This window comes from Polaromonas sp. AET17H-212 (assembly GCF_002379085.1).
Taxonomy (GTDB): Bacteria; Pseudomonadota; Gammaproteobacteria; order Burkholderiales; family Burkholderiaceae_C; genus Polaromonas.
The window spans coordinates 383,178-401,537 of the sequence record NZ_NBZW01000001.1 but is presented as its reverse complement, the minus strand read 5'-3'; the positions used below and the strand labels follow the sequence as shown (position 1 = coordinate 401,537).

General features: G+C 64.5%; 16 protein-coding genes. 9 read left to right on the top strand and 7 right to left on the bottom strand.

Annotated features, from left to right (window positions below; all coding sequences use genetic code 11):
• The first annotated feature begins 36 nt into the window (after nt 1–36).
• The 8 genes from rnhA (at nt 37) to B7G53_RS01805 (ending at nt 8,795) form a co-directional block, all read left to right on the top strand.
• Nucleotides 37–510: a ribonuclease HI gene (rnhA, locus tag B7G53_RS01840; protein ID WP_096662630.1), complete on the top strand. Its 474-nt coding sequence runs from the start codon at nt 37–39 to the stop codon at nt 508–510.
• 149 nt (nt 511–659) lie between these two features.
• On the top strand, nt 660–1,997 hold the full coding sequence (locus B7G53_RS01835) for an efflux RND transporter periplasmic adaptor subunit (protein WP_096662628.1): 1,338 nt from the start codon (nt 660–662) through the stop codon (nt 1,995–1,997).
• Between the two features lie 31 nt (nt 1,998–2,028).
• Nucleotides 2,029–5,199: an efflux RND transporter permease subunit gene (locus B7G53_RS01830; protein WP_096662626.1), complete on the top strand. Its 3,171-nt coding sequence runs from the start codon at nt 2,029–2,031 to the stop codon at nt 5,197–5,199.
• A 482-nt stretch (nt 5,200–5,681) separates the two neighbouring features.
• Nucleotides 5,682–6,215 carry a YeeE/YedE thiosulfate transporter family protein gene (locus B7G53_RS01825; protein ID WP_255249877.1) on the top strand — a complete coding sequence of 178 codons (534 nt, stop codon included), beginning with the start codon at nt 5,682–5,684 and terminating at the stop codon, nt 6,213–6,215.
• Nucleotides 6,212–6,790, top strand: a complete 579-nt coding sequence (locus tag B7G53_RS01820; protein WP_217992574.1) for a YeeE/YedE thiosulfate transporter family protein — start codon at nt 6,212–6,214, stop codon at nt 6,788–6,790. Before B7G53_RS01825 ends, B7G53_RS01820 begins: the two co-directional genes overlap by 4 nt.
• A gap of 39 nt (nt 6,791–6,829) precedes the next feature.
• Nucleotides 6,830–7,132, top strand: a complete 303-nt coding sequence (locus B7G53_RS01815) for a hypothetical protein (RefSeq protein ID WP_141396272.1) — start codon at nt 6,830–6,832, stop codon at nt 7,130–7,132.
• Nucleotides 7,133–7,143: 11 nt separating this feature from the next.
• On the top strand, nt 7,144–7,797 hold the full coding sequence (locus B7G53_RS01810) for a DUF6969 family protein (protein WP_096662620.1): 654 nt from the start codon (nt 7,144–7,146) through the stop codon (nt 7,795–7,797).
• An 11-nt stretch (nt 7,798–7,808) separates the two neighbouring features.
• Nucleotides 7,809–8,795 (top strand): rhodanese-like domain-containing protein, encoded by a 987-nt coding sequence (locus B7G53_RS01805; RefSeq protein ID WP_096662617.1) that lies wholly within the window; start codon nt 7,809–7,811, stop codon nt 8,793–8,795.
• Nucleotides 8,796–8,879: 84 nt separating this feature from the next.
• On the opposite strand, the gene moeA is transcribed toward B7G53_RS01805, so the two are convergent.
• The 6 genes from moeA to B7G53_RS01775 all read right to left on the bottom strand — a co-directional run bounded on the left by moeA (nt 8,880) and on the right by B7G53_RS01775 (nt 15,305).
• Nucleotides 8,880–10,214: a molybdopterin molybdotransferase MoeA gene (gene moeA / locus B7G53_RS01800; RefSeq protein WP_096662615.1), complete on the bottom strand. Its 1,335-nt coding sequence runs from the start codon at nt 10,212–10,214 to the stop codon at nt 8,880–8,882.
• A complete protein-coding gene (gene mobA, locus B7G53_RS01795) occupies nt 10,211–10,843 on the bottom strand; it encodes a molybdenum cofactor guanylyltransferase MobA (protein ID WP_096662613.1) in 633 nt (210 codons plus the stop codon). The genes moeA and mobA overlap by 4 nt, the downstream gene beginning before the upstream one ends.
• A 12-nt stretch (nt 10,844–10,855) precedes the next feature.
• Nucleotides 10,856–11,986: a GTP 3',8-cyclase MoaA gene (gene moaA, locus B7G53_RS01790; RefSeq protein WP_096662611.1), complete on the bottom strand. Its 1,131-nt coding sequence runs from the start codon at nt 11,984–11,986 to the stop codon at nt 10,856–10,858.
• Nucleotides 11,987–12,064: 78 nt separating this feature from the next.
• Nucleotides 12,065–12,838, bottom strand: coding sequence for an SDR family oxidoreductase (locus tag B7G53_RS01785; protein WP_096662609.1), 774 nt, complete (start codon nt 12,836–12,838; stop codon nt 12,065–12,067).
• A 92-nt stretch (nt 12,839–12,930) separates the two neighbouring features.
• Nucleotides 12,931–14,364: an aldehyde dehydrogenase family protein gene (locus B7G53_RS01780; protein ID WP_096662606.1), complete on the bottom strand. Its 1,434-nt coding sequence runs from the start codon at nt 14,362–14,364 to the stop codon at nt 12,931–12,933.
• A gap of 122 nt (nt 14,365–14,486) precedes the next feature.
• Nucleotides 14,487–15,305, bottom strand: a complete 819-nt coding sequence (locus B7G53_RS01775) for a metal-dependent hydrolase (RefSeq protein WP_096662604.1) — start codon at nt 15,303–15,305, stop codon at nt 14,487–14,489.
• Between the two features lie 131 nt (nt 15,306–15,436).
• Here B7G53_RS01775 and B7G53_RS01770 point away from each other — a divergent pair, with 131 nt between their 5' ends.
• Nucleotides 15,437–16,054, top strand: a complete 618-nt coding sequence (locus B7G53_RS01770) for a TetR/AcrR family transcriptional regulator (RefSeq protein WP_176491251.1) — start codon at nt 15,437–15,439, stop codon at nt 16,052–16,054.
• A gap of 50 nt (nt 16,055–16,104) precedes the next feature.
• Here B7G53_RS01770 and B7G53_RS01765 read toward each other — a convergent pair whose 3' ends face one another.
• Complete coding sequence (locus B7G53_RS01765) at nt 16,105–18,324, bottom strand: sodium-translocating pyrophosphatase (RefSeq protein ID WP_096662602.1); 2,220 nt, start codon at nt 18,322–18,324, stop codon at nt 16,105–16,107.
• Nucleotides 18,325–18,360 lie beyond the last annotated feature (36 nt).

Here is an 18,360-nt window from a genome sequence, read left to right as displayed (position 1 = left end):
TTTTCCCAGAACAACCACCATGGACTTCCCGAACGCATGACTGATCTTCCGCCGACCACAGCCCAACATGTGGTGATTTATACCGACGGCGCCTGCAAGGGCAACCCTGGCCCCGGCGGCTGGGGCGCGATGCTGACCAGCGGTGACACGGTCAAGGAGCTGTTTGGCGGCGAGATGGGCACGACCAACAACCGCATGGAGATGACGGCGGTGATCGAGGCGCTGGCCGCGCTCAAGCGTCCCTGTCGTGTCACGCTGTACCTGGACAGTGAATACGTGCGCAAGGGCATCACCGAATGGATCAGCGGCTGGAAAGCACGCGGCTGGCGCACTGCGGCCAAACAGCCGGTGAAAAACATCGATCTTTGGCAAAAACTCGACAACCTGATCACCAGCAGTGGCCACACCATCGAGTGGCGCTGGGTCAAGGGCCATGCCGGCGACCCCGGCAACGAACGCGCCGATGCCCTGGCCAACAAGGGTGTGGTTCTGGCCCTGTCCAAGGGCTGACCCTGTCGGTGGCGGGGTAGTGTCAATGTAAAGCCGGCGTAAATCTGGCCCCGATTTTGCTCGGGATCTCCCCCCAATGACGCAGGTGGCGCAACCTGCTGTTACATTGATCCATTGTCAAAGTTTTGACCTTCATCAACCGTTCCCCCATGGCATCAAAAGCAATTTATTCTGTCGTCGCGGTGCTCGGCATTGCCGGCCTGTCCGGTGCCGCATGGTGGTACCAGAACAAGGCTCCGGCCAAGGCCGCGTCGGCGGGGCCGTCGCAGCCGGTAGCCGGTGCGCGGCCGACGGTTGAAGCCGCCAAAGTGACGGTCGTGAAACTCGTGGATGACGCCCAGGCCGTCGGCAGCCTGCGTTCACGCCGCAGCGTGGTGCTGCGCCCCGAGGTCAGCGGCCGCGTCACCCAGCTCAATTTCACCGACGGCCAGCGCGTGCGCAAGGGGCAGGTGCTGGTGCAGTTTGACGACCAGCTGCCGCTGGCGCAGGTGCAGCAAAGCCTGGCCGAGTTGTCGATCGCCCAGGCCAACCAGAAGCGCAACCAGGAGCTGGTCGCGCAAAATTTTGTCAGCCAGCGCTCCCTCGATGAAAGCGCGGCCAACCTGCAGGTGGCGCAGGCCAAGCTGTCGCTGGCCAAGGCCACCGCCGCCAGGCTGAAAATCATTGCGCCCTTCGACGGCATTGCCGGCATCCGCCTGGTCAATCCCGGGGACTACCTCAAGGACGGAGCCGACATTGTCAATATTGAAGACATCGACGCCGTGTTTGTCGACTTCCGCCTGCCCGAGCGTTTCCAGAACAAACTCAAGCGCGGCCAGACCGCCCTGGTGGACATGGACGCGTTGCCGGGCCGCAAATACACGGCGGTGGTGCAGGCGATCGATCCGCTGATTGACGCCAACGGCCGCTCGGTGGCAGTGCGGGCCTGCATCGACAACCGGCAGTTGCAGTTACGCCCCGGCATGTTTGCCCGTGTCAACGCGGTGTTCGGCGAGCGGGACAACGCCAGGGTGATCCCGGAAGAAGCGCTGGTGCCGCAGGGCGACAAGCAATATGTCATCAAGCTGCAGCCCGGACCGGAAGCCCAGACCTGGGTCGCGCGGCGGGTGGCGGTGCAGGTCGGTATCCGGCGGCCTGGCCAGGCGGAAATCACCAGTGGGCTGGAGCCCGGCGACATGGTGGTCACCACCGGCCAGCAACGCATTCAGCGCGACGGCATGACCGTGCGGGTGGTGGACCTGAGCGCGCCCGCGGCCTCCCGGCCATCCGATGGTGCGTCTGCCGCCGCGCCGGTGGCGGCGGCGCCCGAGGCTGCGCGCGTGCTGGCGGAAAAAACCATGGGTGGCGCCAATCCCTGCCTGGTGGGCATGCGTGAGGCGGGTCCCGCGCCTGCAGTGTCCGGAGCGACAGGCGGCAGTGCGCCGGCACCGGCTCCGGCCGAAGCCCTGCCTGAAGCCCGGGCCCGGGCGACACGCAAGCCTGCCTGAGTCCGACGCCATCCCCTGACTGGACCCTCTGATGCAACTGGCTGAAGTCTCGATACGCCGCCCGGTGTTTGCCACCGTGCTGTCCCTGCTGATCGTGCTGATCGGTGCGGTCAGTTTCCAGCGCCTGACGGTGCGCGAGTACCCGAAGATCGATGAGCCGGTGGTGACGGTCAGCGTGCGTTACCCGGGTGCCTCGGCCGAGGTGATCGAATCCCAGGTGACCAAGCCGCTCGAGGACTCGATCGCCGGCATCGACGCGGTGGATGTGCTGACTTCGATCAGCCGCGCCGACCAGAGCCAGATTTCCGTGCGTTTCCGGCTCGAGAAAGACGCCGACGCCGCGGCCGCCGAGGTGCGCGACCGCACCTCACGGGTGCGCAACAGGTTGCCGCAGTCGATTGAGGAGCCGGTGATTGCCAAGGTCGAGGCCGATGCGTTTCCCGTGATCTGGCTGGCCTTCACCAGCGACAGCCTGACCCGGCTGCAGATCAACGACCTCGTCAACCGCATCGTCAAGCCGCGCCTGCAAACCGTGACCGGCGTGGCCGATGTGCGCATCTTCGGTGAACGCAAATACGCGATGCGTGTCTGGCTCGATCCCCGGAAAATGGCCGCCTACCGCCTCACGACGCAGGACATCGAGGACGCGATCCGCCGCAGCAACCTGGAGGTTCCCGCCGGCCGCATCGAGTCGCAGCAACGCGAGTTCAGCGTGACCTCCGAGACCGGCCTGGTGCGTCCCGAGCAGTTCGGGGAGGTGGTGATCCGCAGCGTCAACGGCTTCCCGGTCAAGGTGCGCGATGTGGCGCGTGTCGAGGAAGGGGCGGCCGACGAGCGCAGCGGCGTGCGGCTCAATGGCCGGGCGGCCATCGGGGCCGGCGTGATCCGCCAGGCCACGGCCAACCCGCTGGACCTGTCGCAGGGCGTGCGCAACATGATTCCGCAGCTCAAGGCCGACCTGCCGCCGGAAGTCAACATCGACATCGCCAACGACAACTCGGTGTTCATCGACCGGTCGGTCAAAAACGTGTACCAGACCATTGCCGAAGCGGTGGCGCTGGTGGCGCTGGTGATTTTTGTGTTCCTGCGCACCTTTCGCGCGTCCATCATTCCCATCATCACCATCCCGGTGAGCCTGATCGGCACCTTTGCGCTGATGGCGCTGGCGGGCTTCACCATCAACACCCTGACCCTGCTGGCGCTGGTGCTGGCCATCGGGCTGGTGGTGGACGATGCCATCGTGATGCTGGAAAACATCTTCCGCCACATCGAAGAAGGGCTGGACCCGTTTTCGGCGGCCATCAAGGGCGCACGCGAAATCGGTTTTGCCGTGATCACCATGACGGCGACGCTGGTGGCGGTTTACGCACCGCTGGCTTTCACCCCGGGGCGGACCGGCCGGCTGTTTGTCGAGTTTGCGCTGGCGCTGGCCGGCGCGGTGGTCGTGTCGGGTTTTGTGGCGCTGACCCTGACGCCCATGCTGTGCGCCAAGCTGCTCAAGCACAACCCGGCACCGAATGTCTTTGACCGCGGCATGGAGCGCTTTCTCAATGCGGTCTCCGACCGCTATGCCAGTGCGCTGCGCTGGGTGCTCACCCGGCGTTACCAGCCGGTGCCCGGTCCGGCTGCAGCGGGCGGGAAGGTCCGGGCCTGGGTGCTGCAGGCGCGCTGGATCGTGGTGGGGGTCATGCTGGCCAGTGCGCTGGCCATCCTGCTGATTTTTCCGACCATGAAGCAGGAACTGTCGCCGCTGGAGGACCGGGGCACCATCCTGGCCACGGTCAATGCGCCCGACGGCGCCACGCTGGACTATACCAACCGTTATGCGCAGGCGCTGGAGAAAATGGGCCAGCCCTACAAGGAGTTCGACCGGATTTTCGCCAGCATCGGCAACCCCACCGTGTCGCAGGCCAGTGTCATCTATCGCACGGTGGACTGGGATGACCGCAAGCGCAGCACGCTCGAGATGGCGCGCGAACTGCAGCCCAAATTCGCCAGCCTGCCGGGCGTCACCGCCTTTCCGATCACGCCGCCCTCGCTGGGCCAGGGCTTTCGCGAGCGGCCCCTCAATTTTGTGATCCAGACCTCGGACAGCTACGAAAACCTGGACCGGGTGGTGGAGCAGATTCTCGCGGAGGTCGCCAAAAACCCGGGCATCCAGTCGCCGGTGTCGGACCTTCGCCTGAACAAGCCCGAGTTGCGCATCGACGTCAACCGCGAAAAAGCCGCCGACCTGGGCGTCAGCGTGGAAGTGGTGGCCAAGGCGATTGAAACCATGCTGGGCGGGCGCAATGTGACGCGTTACAAACGCGACGCCGAGCAGTACGACGTGATCGTGCAGACCGAGGCCAGCGGCCGCAGCACGCCGGAAGACATCGAGGGCATTTATGTGCGCGGCCGCAGCGACGCGATGATTCCGCTGTCCAGCCTGGTCACGGTGCGCGAGGCGGTGTCGCCGCGCGAGCTCAACCACTTCGGCCAGCGGCGGGCTGCCTCCATCACCGCCAACCTGGCGCCCGATTATTCGCTGGGCCAGGCGTTGACCTTCATGAACGAAACCTCGGCCAAGGTGCTCAAGCCTGGCTACAGCACCGACCTGAACGGCACCTCACGCGAGTTCAAGAACTCCCAGGGCGCCTTGGTCATTGTGTTTGTGCTGGCGCTGGTCTTCATTTTCCTGGTGCTGGCCGCGCAGTTTGAAAGCTTCATCGACCCGCTGGTGATCATGTTGTCGGTGCCGCTGTCGATGATTGGTGCGCTGATGGCGCTCAAGCTGTCAGGCGGCTCCCTCAACGTCTATTCGCAGATCGGGCTGATCACGCTGGTCGGCCTGATCACCAAACACGGCATCCTGATCGTCGAGTTCACGAACCAGCTGCGCGGGCAGGGCATGGACATGCTGGAGGCGCTGGTCAAGGCGTCCGCGCAGCGCCTGCGCCCGATCCTGATGACCACCGGCGCCATGGTGCTGGGTGCCTTGCCGCTGGCGCTGGCCACCGGTGCCGGCGCCGAAAGCCGCATCCAGATCGGCTGGGTGATTGTGGGCGGCATGTCGCTGGGCACGCTGCTCACCGTGTTCGTGGTGCCGACCATGTACGCGCTGTTTGCCCGCAGCACGATTCCGGGTGCCAACAAGGCCGTGGCCAAAGAGGTGCCCGCGGGGACGCAAATTGCGGGTAAATCAAATCTGCATCAAGTTTGATGCCATGGCCTGCGGGTAAACACGCGCAGCTTGCTGTCGCTTCACGGCGCCGTCATGGCGGGGCGCGCCATGCGTTGCCCGACCGGTTTGCCGTCAAGCAGGCGGTCCGTCAGGCCTGCTCCCGACCAGCGCGAGCCAGGCCGTCAAGGCAAAGATGCACCCGTGCTCGGTGACATGCAGGATTGCGTGTTCAACACATTCAGATTCGGCAAGCTGACGTTGCCCCGCTGAAGGGGCCGGCAATGTTCGGACTGAGTGAATTGGGCTGGTGTGATCTCCATGCGTGACAGTGACCCGCACCAGCAAGGCGAAATTATCAACACACCTTTGTTCGGTTTTACACCTTTATTCAGTTTTCACTTATATTAGCAATAAGTTTGAGCGTGTGAAGCTCAATTGAACTTGATCTTTCTCAGGCTTTGTCTACAGTGCAGCCAACGCTTCTGATCGGTAATCAGGAATAAATATAGAAGGAACAATCAATGCAAATCATGAACGAATGTGAACTCCCCCAGCGGCCCTACTGGCCGGCCTGGGCCGCAGGGCTGGCACTCGGGGTTGTGCTGCTGATGACTTTTGTTCTGACCGGGCATGGCTTGGGGGCGACGGGTTTCACGACGCGGCTGAGCGCCTGGCTGGGCGATGCAGCCGTGCCTGGCTGGACGCAGGCCAACGATTACCTGGGCCCCATGCTGGAGGGCGGCCCGGTGCTGTCATCCTGGATCACATGGCAGGTGCTGGGGGTGTTCATCGGCGCGCTGGTTTCCGCGGTTCTGGCCGGACGTGTGGCCTTGCGGATCGAGGGGGCCGGTTCTTCCGGGCGAAGCGGGCGCCTGCTCAAGGCGCTGGCAGGCGGCATTCTCGCCGGTTTCGGTGCGCGCATTGCGGCCGGGTGCACCAGTGGGTTGGGCTTGTCCGGCTCGGCTGTGCTGGGGGTGGCAGGGTTTGTATTTCTTGGCGCATTTTTTGTGGCCGGTCTGATTGTCTCGCGCCTGACCGGTGGAGGTGTGAAATGAATGCTCTGATGGCTGCAAGCGGCCCCCTGGTGGGCGTGCTGCTTGGTTTCGGTTTTGGGTTTGTGCTGGAGCGCGCCGGTTTTGGAAGCGGCTGCAAGCTGACGGCGCAATTTCGCCTGACCGACTGGTCCGTGTTCAAGGTCATGTTCACCGCCATTGTTTTTGCGGCGGTCGGCATTTACGTGCTCGAGCTGGCTGGCTGGGTGGAGGCTGCTTCCATCTATGTTCCGGCTCCCTACCTGTGGGCTGTTGCTGCAGGTGGCGCATTGATCGGTGCGGGTTTCGCCGTGGGCGGTTACTGCCCGGGCACCTCGGCGGTGGGGGTGATGACGGGCCGGATCGATGCCCTGGTGTTTTTTGGGGGGATTCTGATCGGCACGTTTGCCTTTGCCAGCCTGTTTCCATGGCTGGACCCGCTCACTACCGCCGGTGAATTGACCAAGGGCGATCGCCTGCCGGAGGCGCTGGGGGTTCCGGAATGGCTGGTGCTGGCGGTTCTGGTGGCCGCTGCGGTCGGCGTATTTTTTCTCGGTGGCTGGTTTGAGCGCCGGGCGCGGCAACGCGGCGCGGCCTGACCCCACGTCACGCCATTGTTTTTTTCAAGGAGTTTGATGATGAAAAGTTCTCGCGCCAATCTGGGCTCGCTGGTGTCGGCCCTGGCCATGACCCTGCTGACCGTGCCGGTGGCTCCGGCTGCACTGGCGGCGGCCGACGCGCCTGCCAAGGCGGCTTCCGCGCCCTGTGCCGCTGCCAATCCCTGTGCCGCCAAAAAGCGCGCAGGCAAGGCGGACAACCCCTGCGCTGGCAACCCGTGTGCGGCCAAGCGCCGGCGTGCCAACAAGGACGATGCCAACCCGTGCGCGGGCGTCAGCCGCAAGAAAAGCAGCGACAACCCCTGCGCCGGGAAAACCAGGTAATCAGGATTGTCATGGCCGGCGGGGACACCAGGCAGGAGGCGGCCCGCTCTGCGTTGGCGCGCCAGTTGGCGCTGGCCCGACGGGGGCGCTCCCTCCTGCATCCTTTCATTGGGCGTACTCAGTGCTTTGAAGCCTGGCGGCATTACCCGGCAAGCGATGCGGTGGATGTCACCGGACGCTGGCAGTTTTACTACCATGCGCATGGCGACAGTCGGGACGGTGGCGCCCGTCATCCCCAGGAGCATGGGCACATTCACCTGTTCCGGCGCGATCCGCAAGGGCAGCTTTCGCATCTGGCCGGACTGTCACTCGATGCCCGTGGCACGCCCCTGACCTGGTTTGCCACCAACCGGTGGGTGACCGGGGAGCGCTGGATGGCTGCGCGCCAGATGGCGCAAGGCCTGAACGACCTGCAACTGCGTCTGCGCGGCCCGCTGGCCGGCGTGGCGCTTTGGCTGGCCGACATGGTGCGGGTCTATGCCGCCCCCTTGCACGACATGCTGCTGGCCCGTGATGAGGGCCTTGCCAGGCATTGCGAACATCACCAGGCCAGCCGCAAGTCGGCCTGGGAAAACCGGCAGATTGCCGTATGGAGTTCGTTCCCCATTGACTGGCCCCAGGATGCAGTCGAGCTGCAAGGTCAGGTTTCAAGTCAACACAACTGAAGGAGATCAAGATGAAAACGCAAATTCGTTACCTCGCGGGCCTTGCCCTGCTCGGGCTGGCCCCATGGAGCTGGGCCCTGCAGGTGCCTGGCCCGGTGGTTGATGGCGAGTGGCTGGCCAAGAACAAGGCGGAAGTCACGGTGCTGGACGTGCGTCCGAGCCAGAAATCCTTCACGCTCGCGCCGCAGTTCGAGACCGACAAGAAGACCGGCAAGAAATTCCTGGTCGAACTGGGCGGCCACATTGCGGATGCCACGCCGGTGGACAACAAGAAAGTGCGCGTTGATCGCATGATGGGCGGCAACAAGGTCAGCGCCATGATTCCCGAGCGCGCGGATTTCGAGAAGCTGGCGCGCCAGTGGGGCGTGCAGGCCGGCCGTCCCATCGTCATCGTCGCCGCCGGCATGGAACCGGTGGACTTCAACGATGCCGCGCGCCTGTACTGGCAGTTCAAGGTCTACGGTGAAGACAATGTGGCCATCGTCAACGGCGGCACCGCCGCCTGGCTGGCCGAAGGCCGCGAGGTCAGCGTGGCGCCGGCCAAGGTCAACGAGGGCAACTGGGCAGCAAAGGCCGATCGCACGGCCGAACTCATGGCCAGTTCCGAGGATGTCGAAAAAGCCATGAACACCAAGTCGGCGCAACTGGTCGATGCGCGCAATACCTCCATGTACCTGGGGCTGAGCAAGCGCAGCACCGTCGGTGCCTACGGCCACATCCCTGGCGCGAAGAATGTGTCGTCCGAGCTGCTGACCACCGAAGGCGGCGACGCCACGCGCATGCTGGCCGCAAACACCTACCGTGACGTCTTGAAGATGAGCGGCGTTGATCCGCAGGCGCCTGCCATCACTTACTGCAATACCGGTCACCTCGCTTCCGGTGCCTGGTTTGTGATGTCTGAAATTCTGGGCAACAAGCAGACCCGGCTGTATGACGGCTCCATGCTCCAGTGGACGCTGGAAAAGCGGCCGGTGCAGTCGGTCGCACGGGCTCAGTAAAGACAAGGAGAGAAGGCCAGGGCGGGGCTCTCAAGCCCCGGGGCCGGATGCGAATGGCGCGTCCCCCGCTTGATGCCGTTCGGATTAGATCGCGCCCTCGAACATCATCACGTCGACGTCCTCACCCACGGCCACGCTGCCCTGCGCATGGTGCAGCACGATCAGGCCATTGGCCTGGGCCATGGAACTGAGCACCCCCGAGCCCTGGTTGCCGGTCGTCTTGACCTGCAGTGAACCGTCGGCGGCGGTGGACACCCAGCCGCGCTGGTACTCGGTGCGGCCCGGTTTCTTGCGCATGGGCTCCAGGCTGCGGGCCCTGAGCAGCGGTGGAGCCGGGGCCGTGTTGCCCATCATCTGCAGCAGGGCCGGACGCACAAAAGCCAGAAAAGTGACCATTACCGCGACCGGGTTGCCGGGCAGGCCGAACAGGATGGCGCCATTCGGATTGCTATTTTTTTGGAAGCGGCTCTCGCCCGCATCTATTGGGCTGGAGGCCGATTTGGCTTGAGAGATCCGGCCCACCGCCATCGGCCGCCCGGGACGCATGGCAATTTTCCAGAAGGCCACGTCGCCGAGTTTTTTCATCATGGCCTTGGTGTAGTCGGCCTCGCCGACACTGACGCCGCCGGAAGTGATGATGGCATCGGCCTGTGCGGCTGCGTTGCCGAACGCGGCCTCCAGCAGGGCCGGGTCGTCGCGCACCACCCCCATGTCGATCACCTCGCAACCCAGCCGCGTCAGCATGCCGAACACCGTGTAGCGGTTGCTGTCGTAGACCGCACCTTCGCGCGGCGCCTCGCCCAGCGACAAGATTTCATCGCCGGTGGAAAAGTAGGCCACGCGCAGCGGCCGCCGGGTGGCCACGGTTTTCAAGCCCAATGAGGCCGCCAGCCCAAGGCGGGCGGGCGTCAAAGGCTCACCTTTTGATAGCGCCGGCCGGCCTTGCATGAGGTCTTCACCACGCAGGCGGCGGTTGTCGCCGGGGCTCAGCAGTTGCGCGGGGAGGGTGATGCGGTCGCCCTGAACGCTGGCAAATTCCTGCGGCACCACGGTGTCCAGCCCGGCCGGCATGATGGCGCCGGTCATGATCTTCACACACTCGCCGGCCTCGACCGTGCCCTGCCAGGCTTTGCCGGCCAGCGCCGTGCCCACGACTTTCAGGGTCAGCGCCGTTCCCGCAGCAAGCTGGGCGCCAGCGAAGGCATACCCATCCATGGCCGAGTTGTCGTGGGGCGGCACGTCAAACGGCGACACCACGTCGGCCGCCAGCACGCGGCCCAGCGCCTCGAACAGCGGCAGTTCCACGACCTCCTGCACCGGTTCCACCAGCCGGGACAAAAACTGCAGCACATCCGCGGCGGACAGCGCCTGCGGATCGTAGCCCTGGAGTTCGGCGGCGATCTGGGCGATGGACTTCACGGGCGCAGGGCTTCGAGTTGGTGCAACTCGGCCAGCGTGTTGGCGTTGAAGAAGGCGCGCGGGTCGTCGCCCGGCAGGTTGAAGGGCACGAGCACGGTTTTGTGCTGCGCCGTCCACGCATCGATCTTGCGGCCGCCGCCGGCGGTGAACAGCATCAGGCTCTCCAGCAGGCGGGTGCGCAGCAGGCAGAAGACCGGCTGCGCGCGCAACTGGCCATCTTCCTCGGGGGCGGCCACCACGGCGATGTCGGCATCCTCGCGCACCATGGCTTCGGCCAAGCGGGCGACCAGGTCCTCGCTGAACAACGGGGTGTCGCAGGGCACGGTCACCAGGTAGGGCGTCTCGCAGCGCTCCAGCCCGGTCAGAAAGCCGGCCAGCGGGCCCGAAAACTCGCCGAGCCCGGCCGCGTCGGGCCAGACCGGCACGCCAAACGATTCGTAGGCCGCGAGGTTGCGGTTGGCATTGACCATCACCTCGCCGACCTGCGGCGACAGCCGCAGCAGGGTGTGCAGCGCCAGCGGCACGCCGTTGAAGCTTTGCAGGCCCTTGTCGGCGCCACCCATGCGCGAGCCGCGTCCGCCGGCAAGGATGATGCCGGTGATTTCTGCGCCGTCTATCGTGTCAATCATTCGTTTTCCGGCCTAGCCGCCTATGTAACTCATCTCGACACGCTTGTTTCCCTCGGCGCCCGGCACGGCCACATCCGGCGGCAGGGCCGCGCGCAGCTCCGAATACCGGTCGTCGCGGCGCTGCCAGATGTGGGCGACGGCGCCGGAAATCTGCTCGTCCGAATAGTGGCTGTCGCGCAGCAGGGCGCGCAGGTCGTGGCCCTGGTGGGCGAACAGGCATAAAAACAGCTTGCCTTCGGTGGACAGGCGGGCCCGGTTGCAGTCGCCGCAAAAGGCCTTGGTCACGCTGCTGATCACGCCGATCTCGCCGCCGCCGTCGGTGTAACGCCAGCGTTCGGCGGTTTCCCCCAGGTAGTTGGGGTCGATGGCGTCGAGCGCAAACTCCTGCTGCAGGCGATCGATGACCTCGGCCGAGGGCATCACCTCGTCCATGCGCCAGCCGTTGGTGGCGCCGACGTCCATGTATTCGATAAAACGCAGCACCACGCCCGAGTGGCGAAAGTGCCGGGCCATGGGCAGGATCTCGGCATCGTTGGTGCCGCGTTTGACCACCATGTTGACCTTGATGGGCGCCAGGCCCACCTTGTGCGCGACCTCGATGCCCTTGAGCACGTCGGCGACCGGAAAATCCACATCGTTCATGCGCCGGAACACCGCGTCGTCCAGCGCGTCCAGGCTCACGGTGACGCGCTGCAAGCCGGCGTCTTTCAGGGCCTGGGCCTTTTTGACCAGCAGCGAGCCGTTGGTCGTCAGGGTGATGTCCAGCGGTTTGCCCTGTGGCGTCTTGAGCTGCGCCAGCATCCCGATCAGCACCTCCAGGTGCTTGCGCAGCAGCGGTTCGCCGCCGGTCAGCCGGATTTTCTCGACACCGTGCGCGACGAAAATTTTCGTCAGGCGCGTGATCTCTTCAAAACTGAGCAGCGAGGTCTGCGGCAAAAACGCATAGTCCTTGTTGAAGACTTCGCTGGGCATGCAGTAGCTGCAACGGAAGTTGCAGCGGTCGGTCACGCTGATGCGCAGGTCGTGCAGCGGCCGGGCCAGCGTGTCGGCCAACATCCCGGTGGGTGCCTGCAACCGGGCAGGGATGTGCGGCACGCGCGCGGCGTAACGGATGTCTGCGATGGGAATGATTTTGTCGGTCATATGCGCCTTCTTACCCGCAATTTAACGCATTGGGGCCGTGCCGGCCGTTTGGCTGCCACTTGCCCCTGCTGCCCGCGCTTAAACGCAGCGCCCGCCATCCACCTCGATACACACACCGCTGATGAAAGCCGCTTCGTCGCTGGCCAGGTACAGCGCGGCATTGGCCACGTCGAGCGCAGTCGAAAAACGCCCGAGCGGAATGCTGGACAAAAATTTGGCGCGGCGCGCTTCGCCTTCGGGGCCGGTGACCGTGCCGCCGGCAAACTGGGTGGACAGCGCGGTGTCGGGGTTGAACACCGGGTTGATGCAGTTCACGCGGATGTTGTCGGGGCCGAGTTCGGCCGCCAGCGACTTCGAGGTCGTGATGACCGCACCCTTGGAGCCGTTGTACCAGGTCAGGCCGGGGCGCGGGCGCACGCCGGCGGTGGACGCGATGTTGATGAAACTGCCGCCGCCCTGCGCGCGGAACACCGGCGTGGCGTGGATGGTCGAGAGGTAAATGCTTTTGACGTTGATCGCGTAGCAGCGGTCGAACTCTTCTTCGGTCGTTTCCAGCGCGGGCTGGTTGCGGTGCGTCCAGCCGGCGTTGTTGACCATCACGTCGAGCTTGCCGTAACGCTGCACCGCCGCAGCCACCAGCGCCTGGACCTCGGCGGTTTTGGTCACGTCTGCCTTGAAGAAGGACGCGGTGCCGCCGGCCTTGACAATGTCGGCCACGACTTTTTCACCCAAGGCGGTGTTGATGTCGTTGACGATGACCTTCGCGCCTTCCGCGGCCAGGCGTTTGGCAATGCCTTCGCCGATGCCGCCACCGGAGCCGGTGACGATGATGGATTTGTCCTGGAGTCGCATGGTGTTTCCTTGGGTGCTATAAAAGGCATAGCTGCTAGCGCCCGAATGGAAAGGGCTGCAGCCTGTTTTTTCTTGAAAAATGAAGAGCGGGTTCAGCCGTGCCGGATGGCCACGGTCTTCAGCGTGGTGAAGCCGTACAGTGCCTCAAAGCCTTTTTCGCGCCCGTAACCCGACGACTTGACGCCGCCGAAGGGCAACTCCACGCCGCCGCCGGCGCCATAGTTGTTGATGAAGACCTGGCCGCTCTGGACACGTTTGGCCATGCGGAACTGGCGGCCGCCGTCGCGGGTCCAGATGCCGGCCACCAGGCCGAACTGGGTCGCGTTGGCGAGTTCGACGGCATGCTCTTCGCCCTCGAAACTCATGGCGCAGAGCACCGGGCCAAACACCTCTTCCTGCGCCAGGCGGTGCATCACCGGCACGTCGCGCAGCAAGGTGGGCGCCTGGTAAAAACCGGTGTCCGGCGCTTCGTCGACGATCTGGCCTTGCGCCACCATGGGGATGCCGGCGACCTGCGCATCGCTCAGAAAGTCCCAGACGCGCTGCTGCTGGGTCTGGCGGATCAGCGGTCCGACGTCCAGGTCCATGGTCGCGGGACCGACGCGCAGCTTCTCGAAGGCCTGGCCCAGGCGAGCCAGCAGCGGTTCGTAAATCTGCTGGTCCACCAGCAGGCGCGAGCCGGCCGAGCAGGTCTGGCCGGCGTTTTGCACGATGGCGTTGACCAGCGCCGGAATCGCCATGTCCAGGTCGGCATCGGCAAAAACGATTTGCGGGCTTTTGCCGCCCAGTTCCAGCGTGACCGGGCAGTGGCGTTCGGCCGCCACCTGCTGGATCAAGGTGCCCACCGTCGGGCTGCCGGTGAAGCTGATGTGGTGGATGCCCTTGTGGCGGGCCAGGGCGTCGCCGACCTCGTGGCCGTAACCGGTCACGATGTTGATGGCACCGGCCGGAAAACCGACCTCGGCGGCGAGCTGGGCCACACGGATCAGCGACAGGCAGGCGTCTTCGGCGGGCTTGACCACGCAGACGTTGCCGGCGGCCAGTGCGCCGCCGACGCTGCGGCCGAAAATCTGCATCGGGTAGTTCCACGGAATGATGTGGCCGGTCACGCCGTGCGGCTCGCGCCAGGTCATCACGCTGTAGCCGTCCAGGTAGGGCAGGGTTTCGCCGTGCAGCTTGTCGCAGGCGCCGGCGTAAAACTCGAAATAACGCACCAGCGCGGCCGCATCGGCCCTGGCCTGCTTGGTCGGTTTGCCGCAGTCGCGCTGCTCGATCAGGGCCAGCTCCTCGGCATGTTCTGCCACCTTGCGTGAAAGCGCCATCAGCAGGCGGCCACGCTCGGCGGCACTGACCTTGTGCCAGACTGTGTGCAGGCAGTCGTGCGCCGCCTGAACCGCCGTGTCAATGTCCTGCGCGTTGCTGCGCTGGATGTCTTCGAACACCTGTCCGTTGGACGGGTCGATCACAGGAATGGTTTTGCCCGAGGCGGACCGGACCGGTGCATTGGCGATGTAATTGAGTTGCATGCATATGATTTTCCGCGAAAACGCAGGGTTCGCAAAAAATCCGGCTGGATCGGGCCGCCGCTCCTTCTTCAGGAGGGGAATATGCTATGAAATGAATAGCGGCCGAGCCAGTCTGCCCGGAACTATGCCCCGACAGGGGTGTAGGCGCTGGTGTTGCTGGCCAGCCAGCGCGCCGACAGGTCGCTGCTCTGCTGGTTGGGGTGAAAGTCCGGGCGCAGATACTCGCGCCAGGGTTTGAAGGTCTGGCGGATCAGTCCGCGCTGACCGAACAGGTAGCTGGCGGCGCTTTTCCAGGTGCGCCACTTCCACAAGGTGCCATCGTGGTGCAGGTTGTTGACGGTCTGGCGCAGGGTGTCGGTCAAAAACACAAAAGTGATGCGGCGGAACCACTTGATGCGCCATTCCTGGCTGCCACCGAGCGCGGCATACAGGTCAAAGGCGGTGTTCTTGTGCTCCGACTCTTCGGCACTGTGCCACAGCCACATGGTTTTCAGGCGCGGCTCGCAGCCGTCGAGCAGGTCATGGTTGCGCAGCATCCACTCCGCAAAAATCGCGGTGAAGTGTTCGTTGGCCGCAGTGATGGCCAGCGCGTGGCGCGGGTTGGTGCCGGCCAGCAACTGCATGTTTTTTTCAGCACGCGGCGCCCAGTCATTGACCAGGCCCTGTTTTTCCAGATGGCTGTTGAAGAGGCTGTGAACGCGGCGATGCGTGGCCTCCTGCCCGATAAAGCCCTGGACCTCGGCCTTGTACTGGTCCTGCAAGGGAGGCGGCAGGGCTTGCAGGCCGTTGCGCACCGAATCAATGAAGAACTGCTCGCCGACCGGAAAACTCATGGACAGTGCGTTGAAAAAAGCCGTGCGAAACGCATCGCCGGCACACCAGTGCCGCGGCAGGGGCGTCTCAAGGTCAATCAGCAGGCGGCGTACAACCAGTTCACTCATGTTTTCTCCCGTGGACATAACCGTGGTACTTGTGGGTACCAGTGACAATGACTATAGGGTGGCGCTGTGGTACTGTCAAGTACCACCAAATACCGTCATGGTTTTAACTTTGCATGGAGGATGCCTGACCGATGTATTCCGAAGACATTCCCGCCGCCGGCCTGGAAGCAACCAGGGCCTACCGTTCGCGCCTGCTCGAAGGCATGGCGCACAGCGTGGCGCTCAAAGGCTATGCCGACACCACGGTGGCCGACATCGTGCGCGAGGCCGGCGTATCCAAACGCACGTTTTACGAGTGTTTTGCCACCAAGAAAGACTGCCTGATCGCGCTTTACGTGGCGGCCAGCCATGGCGCGTTCAAGGTGCTCAAGGACGCGATCGACCCCGGCCGCGACTGGAAGATCCAGGTCGAGCACGCGATGGGCGCCTACCTGGGTTGTCTGGCCAGCAACCCGGCGTTGCTGCGCACACTGTTCATCGACATCCTCGGGTTGGGCCCCGAGGGCCTGCAGGTGCGGCGCCAGATGAACCAGGAACTGGCCGATTTTGTGGTGCAGGTCGTGCATGCCGGCCACCGGCACAGCCCGCAGGACGCGGCGTTGACTGCGGCCATGGCGATGGCGGTGGTCGGTGGCATCAATGAGCTGGTCCTGCAGGCCATTGAAAGCGACCGCACAGCGGAGCTGGCGGCCCTGACACCGGCCTGCAGCGCGCTGGTGCGCGCCGTGCTGGCCGCGCCGCACCCATAAAAAAAAGGCCCGCCGAAGCGGGCCGAGGTAAAGCGTGGCTTGTTCTTCTTTTATTTCGCTGGCGTCGGCGTGGCCGCTGCACCTGGCGCCTGGACAGGTGCCGGTGCGGGCATGCCGGGCGCGGTCGGGGTGACCGCCGGAGCGGCCGGTGCACTCACGGCTGCCGGCGCCACCGCGGGGGTGGCCGGCGCTGCATTGGCATTGCCGCCATGGAACTTCATCATCAGCGGCACGATCAGCAGCGCCACGATGTTGATGATCTTGATCAGCGGGTTGATGGCGGGGCCGGCCGTGTCCTTGTAGGGGTCACCCACGGTGTCGCCGGTCACGGCGGCCTTGTGGGTTTCGGAGCCCTTGCCGCCATGGTTGCCGTCTTCGATGTACTTCTTGGCGTTGTCCCAGGCACCGCCACCGGTGCACATGGAGATCGCCACGAACAGGCCGGTCACGATGGTGCCCATCAACATGCCTCCCAGGGCCGCCGGACCGAGCAGCAGGCCGACCAGAATCGGCACCACCACGGGCAGCAACGACGGAATCATCATTTCCTTGATGGCCGCAGTGGTCAGCATGTCGACGGCGCGGCCGTATTCGGGCTTGGCCGTGCCTTCCATGATGCCCTTGATCTCGCGGAACTGGCGCCGCACTTCAACCACCACCGCACCGGCGGCGCGGCCCACGGCTTCCATGGCCATCGCACCGAACAGGTAGGGAACCAGGCCGCCGATGAACAGGCCGATGATGACCATCGGGTCGCTCAGGTCAAAGCTGATGGCCTTGCCGTAGGCTTCGAGCTTGTGTGTGTAGTCGGCAAACAGCACCAGCGCGGCCAGACCGGCCGAACCGATGGCGTAGCCTTTGGTCACGGCCTTGGTGGTGTTGCCCACTGCGTCCAGCGGGTCGGTGACGGCGCGCACCTCGGGTGGCATGTCGGCCATTTCAGCAATGCCGCCGGCGTTGTCGGTGATCGGGCCGTAGGCATCAAGCGCCACCACAATGCCGGCCATGCTCAGCATGGAGGTTGCGGCAATCGCGATGCCGTACAGGCCGGCCAGCTGGAACGAGACCCAGATCGCGATACAGACGCAGATCACCGGTCCGGCGGTCGAGCGCATGGACACACCCAGGCCGGCAATGATGTTGGTGCCGTGGCCGGTGGTGGAGGCCTGCGCAATATGGCGCACCGGGGCGTACTGCGTGCCGGTGTAGTACTCGGTGATCCAGACCAGCGCGCCGGTCAGCACCAGGCCGACGGCGCAGGCGCCAAACAGCGCCATCTGGCTGCCCACGGCCTTGATCGCGTTGTCGGGCATCAGCCAGGTCGTGACAAAGTAAAAGGCGATCAGCGACAGGCCGCCTGCCACCGCCAGGCCTTTGTAAAGCGCCGGCATCACATTGGTCATGCCGGGTGAAGCCTTCACAAAGAAGCAGCCGATGATGGACGCGATGATGGACACCGCGCCGAGCGCCAGCGGATAGACCACGGCGCTGGTTCCTGCATTGGTGACGAGCAGGGCGCCCAGCACCATGGTGGCGATCAGCGTCACCGCGTAGGTTTCAAACAGGTCGGCGGCCATGCCGGCGCAGTCGCCCACGTTGTCGCCGACGTTGTCTGCAATCACGGCCGGGTTGCGCGGGTCGTCCTCCGGGATGCCGGCCTCGACCTTGCCCACCAGGTCGGCGCCGACGTCGGCGCCCTTGGTGAAAATGCCGCCGCCGAGGCGGGCGAAGATGGAAATCAGCGAGGCGCCAAAGGCAAAACCGATCAGCGGATTCAGCAGGTTGGCCAGGTTGGCATTGGGCGTGTAGTTGCCATTGCCGACCAGAAACCAGTAAAAGGCGGTGACGCCCAGCAGGCCCAGACCGACGACCAGCATGCCGGTGATCGCGCCGCCGCGAAAGGCGATGTCCAGCGCCGGGCCAATGCCCTTGGTGGCGGCCTGTGCGGTGCGCACATTGGCGCGCACCGAGACGTTCATGCCGATGAAGCCGCAGGCACCTGACAGCACCGCGCCAACGACAAAGCCGATGGCGCTGGGCACGTCAAGAAAGAGGCCAATCAGAATCGCCAGCACCACGCCGACGATGGCGATGGTCTTGTATTGGCGCGCCAGATAAGCGGCGGCACCGGTTTGAATCGCGGCTGCAATTTCCTGCATGCGCGCGTTGCCTGCGTCCTGGGAAAGAATCCAGCTGCGGGCCCAGAAGCCGTAAGCCACGGCGGCCAGTCCGCAGACGAGCGCAAGAAGAAGCGCTGAGTTGCCTGTCATAGAGAGATCTCCTACGTTGTTTTTCGCTTGGAGGAG

Bases quoted from the DNA above. Each gene is read 5' to 3' on its own strand.
- B7G53_RS01775 (WP_096662604.1), bottom strand. From the start codon at position 15,305: ATGAGTGAACTGGTTGTACGCCGCCTGCTGATTGACCTTGAGACGCCC.
- B7G53_RS01830 (WP_096662626.1), top strand. From the start codon at position 2,029: ATGCAACTGGCTGAAGTCTCGATACGCCGCCCGGTGTTTGCCACCGTG.
- B7G53_RS01780 (WP_096662606.1), bottom strand. From the start codon at position 14,364: ATGCAACTCAATTACATCGCCAATGCACCGGTCCGGTCCGCCTCGGGC.
- B7G53_RS01825 (WP_255249877.1), top strand. From the start codon at position 5,682: ATGCAAATCATGAACGAATGTGAACTCCCCCAGCGGCCCTACTGGCCG.
- mobA (WP_096662613.1), bottom strand. From the start codon at position 10,843: ATGATTGACACGATAGACGGCGCAGAAATCACCGGCATCATCCTTGCC.
- B7G53_RS01810 (WP_096662620.1), top strand. From the start codon at position 7,144: ATGGCCGGCGGGGACACCAGGCAGGAGGCGGCCCGCTCTGCGTTGGCG.
- moaA (WP_096662611.1), bottom strand. From the start codon at position 11,986: ATGACCGACAAAATCATTCCCATCGCAGACATCCGTTACGCCGCGCGC.
- B7G53_RS01765 (WP_096662602.1), bottom strand. From the start codon at position 18,324: ATGACAGGCAACTCAGCGCTTCTTCTTGCGCTCGTCTGCGGACTGGCC.
- B7G53_RS01805 (WP_096662617.1), top strand. From the start codon at position 7,809: ATGAAAACGCAAATTCGTTACCTCGCGGGCCTTGCCCTGCTCGGGCTG.
- rnhA (WP_096662630.1), top strand. From the start codon at position 37: ATGACTGATCTTCCGCCGACCACAGCCCAACATGTGGTGATTTATACC.
- B7G53_RS01785 (WP_096662609.1), bottom strand. From the start codon at position 12,838: ATGCGACTCCAGGACAAATCCATCATCGTCACCGGCTCCGGTGGCGGC.
- B7G53_RS01835 (WP_096662628.1), top strand. From the start codon at position 660: ATGGCATCAAAAGCAATTTATTCTGTCGTCGCGGTGCTCGGCATTGCC.
- B7G53_RS01815 (WP_141396272.1), top strand. From the start codon at position 6,830: ATGAAAAGTTCTCGCGCCAATCTGGGCTCGCTGGTGTCGGCCCTGGCC.
- B7G53_RS01770 (WP_176491251.1), top strand. From the start codon at position 15,437: ATGTATTCCGAAGACATTCCCGCCGCCGGCCTGGAAGCAACCAGGGCC.
- B7G53_RS01820 (WP_217992574.1), top strand. From the start codon at position 6,212: ATGAATGCTCTGATGGCTGCAAGCGGCCCCCTGGTGGGCGTGCTGCTT.